Source organism: Stenoxybacter acetivorans DSM 19021 (assembly GCF_000745895.1).
Lineage (GTDB): Bacteria > Pseudomonadota > Gammaproteobacteria > Burkholderiales > Neisseriaceae > Stenoxybacter > Stenoxybacter acetivorans.
On the sequence record NZ_JQKE01000070.1, the window covers coordinates 1 to 12,713 of the forward strand.

Annotated in this window: 13 protein-coding genes, 1 tRNA gene and 1 pseudogene; 2 read left to right on the top strand and 13 right to left on the bottom strand. The window is 44.6% G+C overall.

Translation table 11 applies throughout. The features are described 5' to 3' along the window. Positions 1–293: pseudogene (locus Q384_RS13640) on the top strand (hypothetical protein); the annotation flags it as partial. A gap of 108 nt (positions 294–401) precedes the next feature. Here Q384_RS13640 and Q384_RS09410 read toward each other — a convergent pair. The 5 genes from Q384_RS09410 to ccoN form a co-directional block, all read right to left on the bottom strand. Beyond that, positions 402–1,910: a tryptophan 7-halogenase gene (locus Q384_RS09410; RefSeq protein WP_037587393.1), complete on the bottom strand. Its 1,509-nt coding sequence runs from the start codon at positions 1,908–1,910 to the stop codon at positions 402–404. Positions 1,911–2,559: 649 nt separating this feature from the next. Beyond that, positions 2,560–3,861 carry a cytochrome-c oxidase, cbb3-type subunit III gene (ccoP, locus tag Q384_RS09420; RefSeq protein ID WP_084224460.1) on the bottom strand — a complete coding sequence of 434 codons (1,302 nt, stop codon included), beginning with the start codon at positions 3,859–3,861 and terminating at the stop codon, positions 2,560–2,562. Positions 3,862–3,890: 29 nt separating this feature from the next. Next, positions 3,891–4,046, bottom strand: a complete 156-nt coding sequence (locus Q384_RS12990; RefSeq protein ID WP_084224461.1) for a cbb3-type cytochrome oxidase subunit 3 — start codon at positions 4,044–4,046, stop codon at positions 3,891–3,893. 6 nt (positions 4,047–4,052) lie between these two features. Further along, positions 4,053–4,664, bottom strand: coding sequence for a cytochrome-c oxidase, cbb3-type subunit II (gene ccoO / locus Q384_RS09425; RefSeq protein WP_037587397.1), 612 nt, complete (start codon positions 4,662–4,664; stop codon positions 4,053–4,055). Positions 4,665–4,683: 19 nt separating this feature from the next. After that, a complete protein-coding gene (gene ccoN, locus Q384_RS09430) occupies positions 4,684–6,120 on the bottom strand; it encodes a cytochrome-c oxidase, cbb3-type subunit I (RefSeq protein WP_037587400.1) in 1,437 nt (478 codons plus the stop codon). Between the two features lie 348 nt (positions 6,121–6,468). Between ccoN and Q384_RS09435 the strand changes: the two genes are divergently transcribed. Next, on the top strand, positions 6,469–8,244 hold the full coding sequence (locus Q384_RS09435) for a M61 family metallopeptidase (protein WP_037587402.1): 1,776 nt from the start codon (positions 6,469–6,471) through the stop codon (positions 8,242–8,244). Between the two features lie 410 nt (positions 8,245–8,654). On the opposite strand, the gene rplL is transcribed toward Q384_RS09435, so the two are convergent. The 8 genes from rplL to Q384_RS09475 all read right to left on the bottom strand — a co-directional run. Then, complete coding sequence (rplL, locus tag Q384_RS09440) at positions 8,655–9,029, bottom strand: 50S ribosomal protein L7/L12 (RefSeq protein WP_037587404.1); 375 nt, start codon at positions 9,027–9,029, stop codon at positions 8,655–8,657. Positions 9,030–9,089: 60 nt separating this feature from the next. Beyond that, positions 9,090–9,587 (bottom strand): 50S ribosomal protein L10, encoded by a 498-nt coding sequence (gene rplJ, locus Q384_RS09445; RefSeq protein WP_037587405.1) that lies wholly within the window; start codon positions 9,585–9,587, stop codon positions 9,090–9,092. A 309-nt stretch (positions 9,588–9,896) separates the two neighbouring features. Continuing rightward, complete coding sequence (gene rplA / locus Q384_RS09450; protein WP_037587411.1) at positions 9,897–10,592, bottom strand: 50S ribosomal protein L1; 696 nt, start codon at positions 10,590–10,592, stop codon at positions 9,897–9,899. After that, positions 10,593–11,024 (bottom strand): 50S ribosomal protein L11, encoded by a 432-nt coding sequence (rplK, locus tag Q384_RS09455; protein ID WP_037587414.1) that lies wholly within the window; start codon positions 11,022–11,024, stop codon positions 10,593–10,595. Between the two features lie 132 nt (positions 11,025–11,156). Continuing rightward, the gene (gene nusG, locus Q384_RS09460; RefSeq protein WP_037587416.1) at positions 11,157–11,693 is read right to left on the bottom strand and encodes a transcription termination/antitermination protein NusG; all 537 of its coding nucleotides are present in this window, start codon (positions 11,691–11,693) and stop codon (positions 11,157–11,159) included. 3 nt (positions 11,694–11,696) lie between these two features. Continuing rightward, on the bottom strand, positions 11,697–12,149 hold the full coding sequence (gene secE / locus Q384_RS09465) for a preprotein translocase subunit SecE (RefSeq protein WP_051940836.1): 453 nt from the start codon (positions 12,147–12,149) through the stop codon (positions 11,697–11,699). A 65-nt stretch (positions 12,150–12,214) separates the two neighbouring features. Continuing rightward, positions 12,215–12,290 (bottom strand) — tRNA-Trp (locus Q384_RS09470). Between the two features lie 12 nt (positions 12,291–12,302). Next, a partial coding sequence (locus Q384_RS09475) for an EF-Tu C-terminal domain-related protein (RefSeq protein WP_037586635.1) occupies positions 12,303–12,713 on the bottom strand: 411 nt, incomplete at its 5' end.

The window sequence follows — 12,713 nt, forward strand, 5'->3', positions numbered from 1 at the left end:
AAGGAAAAGCAGAGGCTGATATTTATTTGGTTGGAAGAATACCTAAAACAGCCGGTCAATTGATGAAAAAGATGATGAAGCGGCGCAGTGCAATAGAACCCATTATCGGTCATTTGAAAAAAGATAACCGTATGGGCATCAATTATTTAAAAGGCAAGATTGGTAATGAAATCAATCCGATTTCGGCTGCCGCTACTTACAATTTCCGTAAATTGTTGACATGGTTGTTTTTTTGTCGAAAAAATTTAATTTTATTTAGGTTTTTAAGACAAGATTTTTGGCAAGTTGTTTGAATATTTTAGATCAGGTTCTTCAGGGACGACTAGCTATATGTGAAAACAATAGGCAGCCTTTTTGAAAACATCAGGCTGCCTGAAAATCAATAAATATCAAAAATCAAACTACTTTTTTTCAAAAGCGGCTTTCTTTTGTAAAGACTCCATACGGAAATTTTCCAGCTCTTGCCGCATTTCCGGTTTAAGCAAAGAAAGCTCACTTGCCGCACCTTGCGGAGAAACAGATCCCACGCCTGCACCGACATAAGTCCACGACCACGTGCCAAACATTAATCTTCTGCCGTAGGGTGCATAGCTTTTAAGATCAATGGCTCGCGGCGTACGCAGCTGCCACACTTCTTTTAATTCACGATAACTTTCAGGATAAGGGCTTTTTGCCACATCTTGCCAAAACGGCGTGTCTTGACGCGGCACATCATAGTGCATTCTCAGGAAATCACGAATCTCCATCCAGCTGGCATGATTGGCAATGTTGAAATTATCAATAACATGCTGTGGAATAACGCCCAAAGTGGTGGCAAAAATGGAAGCAAAGAGGCGCAATTGATCCAGCATTTGCCCAATACTGGTGGCTTCTAAGGGCTCAACAAAGCCCGATGACAGACCCAATGCCATTACATTTTTTTTCCAAACTTCACGATGACAACCCGGATCAAATTGAATGAGCTTGTTAATCTCTACTTTGTAACCCAGTTTTCTTTCTACTTCAGCGTGTGCCTTTTCCGGACTGATGTGCTGACTGCTGAACACATAGCCTGCACCCACTCGCTCTATCAATGGAATTTGCCACATCCAGCCCGAATCCATGGCAATACCGCGTGAATACAAACATGGATTGGGAAAGGGGTGCGGCATATTGAAAGGAATAGCGGCATTCATCAATAAATAAGGAGAAAAAGTTTCCCACTCCGGCTGCATTCGATTAATCACCAACCGCGCCAAACCGGAAGCATCAATCACAAAATCAGTGTCAAATACCCCTGATTCCGTTACCAATTGGGTAACATAGCCTTGTTCGTTAAACAACACATCGGTAATCTTGGTATCGTGATATTTTACCCCGCGTTCACGTGCGGTTTTGCCAAAATATTTGGCAATTCGGTAACTATCGAAATGAAAAGAGGTATTAATCGGTTGCGCTTGTTCAGAGAGCTGTTTATAGATTTGAAAGGCTTCTACTTGATCAACATTTTTATAAATGGCATCTACGCCCAAGTGTGCATATTCCAAGGGAATGCCGTGCGCAATCAATTCCGATAAATACGGGAACATACCATGTGATGATTTCACTGTTCTGTCGTCTCTGTGACCGAACAGATGAAAATAGCGATCATCTTCTTTGCCGGTGCGCCAGCCTTCGTAAGAAAATCCCCATTTAAACGTGGCTTGAGTTGAATCAATAAATTCCGCCAAAGAAATATTATTGTGGTCTAAAAAATCCATCAAATTTGGCAAACCACCTTCGCCCACGCCAATCACACCGATTTCAGTGGATTCAATCACGGTAACATCCACGTGTTTGCCCAAAATACCACGCAGCATAATGGCAGCACACCAGCCCGCCGTGCCACCGCCAACAATAGTTACATTTCTGATTTTACTAAGATTTAACACAATATTTCCTTCACTTCATTGAATTTCAAAAAATGGTAACCAGACACTAATTCAATCCCAATAATCGGCTTGGTATTTGATTAAATGTTATCCGCAAAATATATGCCAACACACTATCTATTAAGTCCGCAACCCTCTTAAATACAGCTGAGCAGTTAAATTTTTACATATAGATACGATTTTTCATTCCGATTTCTACCACACAGAACATGATTATTTCGGATTGCTGCGTAATGGAAAAAAGTAGTTTGGCTATGGTTAAACAAATCTATTTTTCCAAAAACCAAGGTCTCTGAGTACTAACCGCTATTGAACCAAAACCAAAATCCCTGTTATCGCAAGCAACACACAAGATTTCATCATGCAGAACCTGAATTGCCGCAATCGCTTTTCTCTGTCCGATGGCGGAACAGCGAAATTTTAAAAAACACTGTTGTTCAGCTGTATGTGTTTTTATTAAACATGCGCTGACAAACCGTAATGACCAACAATTATTTCCGTTATGGTAAACCTTTTTTTCAGGCAGCCCCATAATCTATTTGGCTTAATCAACAAAAACCGCATCTTCAACATGTTTAACCATTCGGCAAACTGATCAGATGCGGTTTATTCAATACAATCTATAACGATTGCCTAAAAGACAGCTGAATTATTTCAACAATACCTCAACACGGCGTCCTGCTGATGTATCACCACCATCAGAAGAAATCGGTTTTTCCAGCTGTACTTTGTCTTCAGGTACACCCAAAGCCACCAGTGCATCTTTTGCTTTAACGGCACGTTCTTTTGCCAATTCAGCGTTTTTCACAGCATCACCGGTAGAATCGTGGTAGCCTGAAATCACTGCAGTTTTACCTTCGCCAACACCTTTCACCACTTCAGCCAAAGCCTCGCTGGTATTGGCAGCCAAATCAGATTTACCGCTGGCAAAATACATGGTTACAACACCATTTTCCACCACGGTTTTGGCTTCATCAGTCACAGCGGCAGGTTGTGAAGCTGCTGCGGGTTGTGCATTGGCAGCCGCTGCATCACCTTTATTAGACAAACCCCAAACATAAGCGGTTAAGATATGGATTTTATCTTTATCCAAGAAAGTATTCCATGCCGGCATCTGGTTGGTATGACCATTGGTAATGGTGTTAACAATGGCTTTTTCAGTACCGCCCCACAACCAAGTGTCATCGGTCAAGTTCGGACCCAAACCTTGAATGCCTTTGCCGTCAGGACCGTGGCAAGTAAAGCAGTTTGCCGGAGGACCGTGAAACACAGCATCACCCAGTTTGGCACGGGCGGCATCGTGGTTCGCGCCGGACAAAGACAATACATAGTTCGCAGCGTCTTTTACTTTTTCTTCACCCAAAGCCGGGCCCCAAGCTGCCATAACACCCAGACGACCATTGGTGACGGTTTCTTGGATTTTATCCGGTGTACCGCCCCACAACCAATCGTGGTCAGTCAAGTTCGGGAAACCGCGGCTACCCTTAGCATCAGAACCATGACACTGAATACAGTAGGTGTCGAACAGGTTTTTGCCAATGCGGTTTGCCTGCGGGTCTGCTGCCAATGCTTCAACCGGCATTTGACCAAATTTTTGGTAAATAGGACCGTACTTCGCATCGGCTACTTTAACTTCCTGTTCATACTGATTGCTGCTGCTCCAGTTGAACACGCCTTTATAATCGCCCATACCCGGGTAGAGAATAAAATAGGCAATGCCAAACAGTACTGTTAATACAAACAAGTAAAACCACCAGCGCGGCAACGGATTGTTGTATTCTTCAATGCCGTCCCATGAGTGCCCCATGGTTTCAACTTGACCGCCTTTGGTGCTGTCACCTTTCACTTTATTTTGTGAAATCAACAGCCATGCCAAACCCAGAAAACTGGCAATGACAATCACAAAGATGTAAATATTCCAGAAATTACTGGTAAATTGGGAAGTGTTCATTCTTTATGCTCCGTGATCACGGGTGACCCTTATTGTTTCGGTGTGTCTTTATCTTCAATGATGCGCCTGGCTTCATCGTCGTAAGCACGTTTATTTTTGCGGCTATAGGCATACAGCAGTATCAACACAAAAGCCAAAAAACAGCCGACGGTATATAGCGAGCGCGCCAAATTCAAGTCACCCATGTTGGTTTACCTTACGTTTTTCAATGCTAAACCCAAGCCTTGCAGATAGGCGATCACTGCATCCAATTCCGACTTACCTTCCACTGCTTTGGCAGCACCGGCAATGTCTTCATCGGTATAAGGCACACCCACTACACGCAATGTTTTCATGTGTTTTTGCACAGTGGCACCATCAACGGTGTTTTGATCAAGCCACGGGAAAGCAGGCATGTTGGACTCAGGCACCACATCGCGCGGATTCAACAGGTGAATACGATGCCACTCATCAGAGTAGCGAGTACCCACACGCGCCAAATCAGGACCGGTACGTTTAGAACCCCATTGGAACGGATGATCGTAAACAGACTCACCGCCAACAGAATAATGACCGTAACGCTCGGTTTCCGCACGGAACGGGCGGATCATTTGCGAGTGGCAATTGTAGCAACCCTCGCGAATATACACATCACGACCCGCCACTTGTAAAGCGGTATAAGGTTTCACGCCCGGAGCAGGTTCTGTTACCGATTTTTGCCCGAACAAAGGAATCACCTCAATCAGCAAGCCTACGCTAATCACCAACAAGGTGAATACAATCAGGAAACCGACTTTTTCTTCGGCTAATTTTTGCAAACTCATGATATTCGTCCTTCCCGGATTAGTGCTGGATTTGAGAAACCGCAGGGATTTCTGCATCCACGGCTTTGCCCGCAGCAATGGTGCGATACATGTTATATGCCATCAGCAACATGCCAACCAGATACAGCAGACCACCTGTAAAGCGAATTTGATAGAAAATCATACTTTGCTTCACTGATTCAACGAATGAGTAGGTCAATGTGCCGTCATCATTCAACGCACCCCACATCAAGCCTTGCATTACACCTGAAATCCACATAGAAGCGATGTATAACACAATACCGATGGTGGCAATCCAGAAATGGGTTTCAATCAGTTTAACTGAATACATTTCTTTGCGGCCAAACAAACGGGGAATCAGATAGTACATAGAACCGATGGTAACAAAGCCCACCCAACCCAATGCACCGGAATGCACGTGACCAACTGTCCAATCGGTATAGTGGCTTAACGCATTTACTGATTTAATGGACATCATCGGACCTTCAAAGGTGGACATGCCGTAAAAAGACAAAGACACCACCAAGAATTTCAGAATAGGATCGGTGCGCAGTTTGTGCCATGCGCCGGATAATGTCATGATGCCGTTGATCATACCGCCCCAGCTGGGTGCGAACAAAATCAAAGAGAACACCATACCCAAAGACTGAGTCCAGTCGGGCAATGCGGTGTAATGCAAGTGGTGAGGACCTGCCCACATGTAAGTAAAAATCAATGCCCAGAAGTGAACCACAGACAAACGGTAGGAGTAAACCGGACGGCCTGCTTGTTTCGGTACGAAGTAATACATCATACCCAAGAAAGCAGCTGTCAGGAAAAAGCCCACAGCATTATGGCCGTACCACCATTGCACCATGGCATCAATTGCACCGGCGTAAACAGGGTAAGAGCTGGTGAAGGTAGAAGGCACTGCCAAACTGTTAACAATGTGCAATAAAGCAACCGCTAAAATAAATGCACCGTAAAACCAGTTTGCCACATAGATATGTTTGACTTTCCGAGTGGCAATTGTGCCGAAAAACACAATGGCGTAAGCCACCCAAATCAAAGTAATCAAAATGTCAATCGGCCAAATCAGTTCAGCGTATTCTTTGCCTTGGGTGAGACCCAAAGGTAAAGTAACAGCGGCAAGAACAATCACCAATTGCCAGCCCCAGAATGTGAACTGAGGCAAGAAAAATTTCTCACCAAACAAGCGTACATTACACGTGCGCTGAACGATGTAGTAAGAAGTAGCGAACAAGCCGCAACCACCAAATGCGAAAATCACCGCATTGGTATGCAACGGACGCAAGCGACCGAAGTGAAACCACGGACCGATATTGCTCAAATCCAGTGCAGGTGCAAACAACTGAGCGGCAATAAGCACACCGACCAGCATTCCCACAATACCCCAAACTACGGTCATGACAGTAAACTGCCGTACCACCTTGTAGTTATAAGTTTGCGTTTCCATAAAAGCTCTCCATTATCAAAGAATGGCTTTATTGATTTGTCATCGGTTGATATAAGCCGTCCATGAAAACATGGCGCCACTCCCTCCGATACCCTTTATTACTATAAAACAAATCCGTAAATTCAAATTAACAAAATCACAGACGTTTTAACTGTCTGGCATTTTAAAGCAAAAATACCGCTTCAGCCAGCCACAAACCACAATACAATGCAAATTTAATTTAATTCTCCCAACAAAAATCAATATTGGGTAAGACTATAACTTTTACGGAATAAGTATTTTGACTTACATCAATACGCTTACTCTTTGTTAAATTTGTTTAAGCATCAATTCAGACAGGAACTAACCATGTTGCATTATTACATCACCCCTTATTCCTTAGAACAGCATTTATGGCAAATCAGCTTGTGTTTTGAGCAAACCGATGATACTGACTTTTGTATCAGCCTGCCCAACTGGGTAGCAGGCAGCTACCTTATCCGAGACTTCTCACGCCATATTGTCTGCATTAACGCATCTTGCAATGAAGAAAATCAAGGCATTACCCAAATTAATAAAAACACATGGCAGCTGTGCGGACAACTCGGACACTGGCGAATCGACTACCGTGTATATGCCTTTGATGTTTCTGTACGCGGCTCATTTTTAAGCACGAAGCGCGGTTTTTTTGACGGTGCATGCTTATTTTTGTATCACCATAACCGCAAGCAAGAGCCTTGCCGCCTGACCATTCACGGATTGCCTGAATATTGGGGCATCGCCACCGCGTTGCCAAAAACCAACACTGCGCACAGTTTTCAGGCAGCCAACTACCGTGAATTCATTGACTACCCCGTGGAAATGGGGCAGTTATTGCGCTTATCGTTTCAGGCAGCCGATATTCCGCATGAAATCGTCATCAGCGGACACCATGATGTATTCGATCACGATCGTTTATTGCACGATGTACAGCGTATTTGTGAGACCGAATTGGCTCTGTTTGACGCACAACCGCCGTTCACTCACTATGTTTTTTTGTTGTTTGTCGGCAATAAAATATACGGCGGCTTAGAACACATTGCCTCCACCACCCTCATGACCGACCGCCGCGCCCTGCCCCGACGCAATATGGGCAGCGAAACCGATGATGCCTACATTAACCTGCTTGGCTTATTCAGTCATGAGTATTTTCACGCTTGGAACGTCAAATCAATCAAACCCAAAGCCTTTGCCGACAGCGATTTAAACCAAGAAGCCTACACCCGCCTGTTATGGGCATTTGAAGGCATTACCTCTTATTACGATGATTTATTTTTGGTGCGCAGCGGCGTCATCAACCCGTCGCAATATCTGAACCTGCTCGCCAAAACAATTACCCGTGTCCAGCAAGGTGCAGGGCGTTTACAGCAAAGCCTCGCTGAATCCAGTTTCACAGCATGGACCAAATACTATCGGCAAAACGAAAACAGCCCCAATGCCATTGTCAGTTATTATCAAAAAGGCGCGTTGGCGGCACTGTGTTTGGATACACACATTCGCCGCATCAGCCAAGGACAAAAAAATTTAGATGACGTGATGCGTTATCTTTACCGCGACTGGCAGCAACGGCATCAAGGACTGGCTGAAAATGAATGGTTAAATTTGGCTGAACAAGCCGTTAATGTGGATTTAAGCGATTTTCAGGCAGCCTGTATTGACCATACAGGGGATTTACCGCTGGCTGAATCCCTGCAAACAATCGGTATTGCCCTGCAATGGTTTGCCCTGCCGCCGCAACACGGCGGTGCTTATGCAAACACATTCCCTGCCGCCAACACCCCTGCTGCCGACTTCGGCGCACGTTTTCAGGCAGCCGCTTTAGGAATCGTTCTCACACAAGTTTTCAATGGCGGCAGTGCCGAGGCGGCGGGTTTATGTGCAAACGACCAAATCATTGCAATCAACCGCGAAATCATCAGCGATTTTTCAGCACAATGGCAAACCTGCTCAATCGGAGACATCATCAACATAGATTATATTCGCGACAATATTTTGTACCAAACCACGCTTACCGTTCAGGCAGCCCATGCTGACACTGCACTTTTGAGCATTGCCAATCAAGCATTGATGGATAATTGGCTGAAAAATGAAACACCATTTAAATAATCCATGTACACCAAACAAGACATGGCTAAACGGCTATTTTTTTGCACGTGAATACGATTTTTCATTCCGCTTTCTACCATACAGTGGCTTGGTTGTTTCGGATTGCTGCGTGATGAAAAAAGTAGTTTGGTTGTATATTGATTATTGATTTGGTACAACCCGTTTAAAATAACTAAGATACTGTTTTTTAATATAAATACAGCCTTACCAACACCTTAAATGGGTAGCGTTCACTGCTGACACAGGATTTTGAATGAGACTTGCTTTGAAACTGATAATAAAAAAACAATCTTATCTTAAAAGAAGCCATTAATTGTTGAATATTCTGCTCAATTTATTATTCCGTCTAAACAAAAACAGACCGATAACATTCATTATCGGTCTGTTTTGCGTAATGCAACAGAAACAACTTATTTGATTTCGACTTTTGCGCCAGCTTCTTCCAGTTGTTTTTTGATGTCTTCGGCTTCGGCTTTAGAAATGGCTTCTTTAACTGCTTTCGGTGCACCGTCAACCATGTCTTTGGCTTCTTTCAAGCCCAAACCGGTGATGGTGCGAACCACTTTAATCACGCCTACTTTTTGTGCGCCGGCTTCAGTTAAGATGACGTCAAATTCAGTTTTTTCTTCAACAGCTGCCGCAGCACCGCCTGCAGCACCGCCGCCCACTGCCAAAGCAGCAGCAGAAACACCGAATTTTTCTTCAAACGCTTTAACCAAGTCGTTTAATTCCATCACAGTCAAATTGCCTACTGCTTCCAAAATGTCTTCTTTAGTAATCGCCATGCTATCAAACTCCAAAATAATCAATTAAATAAAAAGTAACTCAGTTATCGTGCGCTTTTATCAAGCTGCTTCTTCGGCTTTTTTCTCTGCCAAAGCTGCCAATGCACGAGCAAAACCGGATACAGGTGCTTGCATCACACCCAAAAGTTTCGCCAACAACTCTTCGTAACTCGGAATTGATGCCAACTCTGCCGTTTGCGCCGAATCCAATAAATCGCCGTTGTAAGAACCGGCTTTGAGTACGATTTTGTCGTCTTTTTTCGAGAATTGGTGCAACACTTTTGCAGCAGCAACAGGATCTTCAGATGTAGCATAAACCAAAGGACCTACCATTTGGTCTGCCAATGCTGCAAATGAAGTACCTTCTACCGCGCGGCGAGCCATGGTGTTTTTCAACACGTGTAAATACACGCCCTCTTTACGGGCGTTGGCGCGCAACTCGGTCATACTGGCAACACCGATACCGCGATACTCAGCAATCACCATGGTTTGAGCATTCGCAATAGCGGCTCTGATTTCTTCCACGGCTGCTTTCTTGGTTTCAATATTGAGACTCAAGATATACCTCCACTGTTTATCATTCAGAGCAGTTTAAAAAACCACTCCACCCAGCGCGGCAACCCAAAAAGACATTGATAAGCAAAGCTTACAAAATAAATTCCGGGACTACCGTCTGCGTAGGGCTGAAATCATCACCAATATTGCTTTGATGATCATTTGGTTTAAGATAAAAATCCCCTACGGTCTTGGACATCCGTCCGATTATTTTATTCGGACAGCCCATGATGTTAATCTAAGATTAACACCTTTGTTTTCAGGCAGTCTATTTATGATTCAGGCTACCTGAAAAGCATTTTTAATATCTGCTTAGCTGTTGGCACTGCCTACATCAACGCGTACACCCAAACCCATTGTGCTGGAGACGGCAATTTTTTTCAGGTATTGACCTTTGGCTGCTGCCGGTTTGGCTTTCACCAAAGCATCTAATAAGGCATTGAAATTTTCACGCAAATCGGCTTCATTGAAAGAAGCTCTGCCAATGGTGGCGTGAATAATACCGGCTTTATCAGTACGGTATTGCACTTGACCGGCTTTGGCATTTTTCACAGCTTCTGCCACGTTGGGCGTAACTGTACCGACTTTCGGATTCGGCATTAAGCCGCGCGGACCCAAAATCGTACCCAATTGACCAACAATACGCATGGCATCAGGAGAGGCAATCACCACATCGAAATTCAGATTGCCTTTTTTCACTTCTTCAGCCAAATCTTCAAAACCAACCACATCTGCACCGGCTGCTTTTGCCGCTTCGGCATTCGCACCTTGAGTAAACACGGCAACACGGGTGGTTTTACCCGTACCTTTAGGCAACACCACAGAACCGCGAATCACTTGATCGGATTTACGCGGATCAACACCCAAATTAAAAGAAACATCAATGGATTCATTAAACTTGGCGGTCGCGTTGGTTTTCACCAAAACAATGGCTTCATTAATAGGGTACAGTTTATTGCGATCCACTGCAGTACGCAGTGATTGCATGCGCTTAGACAATTTAGCCATTTACACGCCCTCCACATCTAAGCCCATTGAACGCGCACTGCCAGCGATAATACGCACAGCGGCATCCAAGTCAGCAGCGGTTAAATCCGGCTCTTTGGTTTTGGCGATTTCTTCCAATTGCGCACGGGTTACTTTACCCACTTTTTGCGTCAAAGGATTGGAACTGCCTTTTTGAATACCGGCGGCTTTTTTCAGCAAAATACTTGCCGGCGGCGTTTTCATCACAAAAGTAAAAGATTTGTCAGCGAACGCAGTAATCACTACCGGCGTGGGCAAACCGGGCTCCATGCCTTGGGTTGCCGCATTAAACGCTTTACAAAACTCCATAATATTCAAGCCGCGCTGACCCAAAGCAGGACCAATCGGCGGAGAAGGGTTGGCTTTACCTGCAGGAACCTGCAGTTTAATATAGCCGACAATTTTTTTTGCCACTTTGATTGCACTCCAAAAAACGGGTCAAACGCAACATGATTAAATGCCGCTCCCCAAAAATAACTATTAATAATAAAACATTTCTTGCTATTTCGCAAGTATCGCTTTTATTTCAACATCATCTGCCGGTCTTTAAACCAGTTTTTCAACCTGTGCAAATTCCAACTCCACAGGGGTTTCCCGTCCGAAAATCTGCACGGCAACCCGCAATTTATTGCGGTCGTAATTTACTTCTTCTACCACACCGCTGAAATCTGCAAATGGTCCTTCGTTCACACGGACTTGTTGTCCGATTTCAAACTGTACTTTGGGTTTGGGTTTTTCCACGCCGCTTTGTACTTGTTGCAAAATAGCATCAACTTCACGCTGAGAAATCGGTAAAGGTCGGTTTGCCGTTCCGCCGATAAAACCAGTAACACGCGGCGTACTTTTAACCAAATGCCAAGATTCGTCGGTCATTGCCATTTCCACCAACACATAGCCGGGGTAAAACTTACGTTCCGTAATGGCTTTTCTGCCGTTTTTAATTTCCACCACTTCTTCAACCGGCACTAAAATCTGACCAAAATAATCACCCATATTCTCGCGTTCAATGCGTTCCTTGAGTGTTCTCTGAACATTTTTTTCGAAACCCGAATACGCATGAACCACATACCATTGCTTGCTCATGGCTTAACTCCTTTTCATTAAGACGTCAAAAAACAGCCATGAAATAACGCTGTCCACGCCCCAGATAAACAGGGCCAATACAGCAACAAACGCCATTACAAACAAGGTCATGCGCATGGTTTCCGTTCGTTCCGGCCACACCACTTTTTTTGCTTCAATAACGGATTCTTTGACATACCCTGTTAATTGATGACCGCTTACCGTCCAGAAAAAGACAATCACAACAGCCAACAATACGCCCGCAGCAGGAAACAGCGCACGCACATACACAGACAGTTGAGCCGTAAACGCATAAAACGCCCACAAACCACCTGCCACCAACAATCCCGCCAAAACAAATTTTACTAAATCCATGCGTTTACTTTGCCGTTCTTCTTGCTGCGCACGTTGTTTCAATTCGGTTTTTGACAATTTTGTTGCCTTTACTGCGACATCTTCCGATGTTTTTTGATTCATAAAAACACCTACTTAGTATAAACAATAAAAAGACTAACCGGCACTTGGCCGGTTAGTCTGATTTTTGGCAGGCCAGGAGGGTCTCGAACCCCCAACCCTCGGTTTTGGAGACCGATACTCTACCAATTGAGCTACTGGCCTGTAAACCTATTATTACGCAATCACGGTAGCCACAACACCTGCACCCACTGTACGACCGCCTTCACGAATGGCGAAGCGCAAGCCTTCTTCCATTGCAATGGGGGCAATCAATTCTACAGTAATGGCAACATTTTCACCCGGCATCACCATTTCCACGCCTTCTGACAAGGTAACCGCACCGGTTACGTCAGTAGTACGGAAATAGAATTGCGGACGGTAGTTGGCAAAAAACGGGGTATGACGACCGCCCTCTTCTTTGCTCAATACATACACTTCTGCTTTGAATTTGGTGTGCGGGGTAATTGAACCGGGTTTAGCCAATACTTGACCGCGCTCAACTTCTTCGCGTTTAGTACCGCGCAGCAATACGCCGACGTTGTCGCCTGCCTGACCTTGATCCAGCAATTTGCGGAACATTTCCAC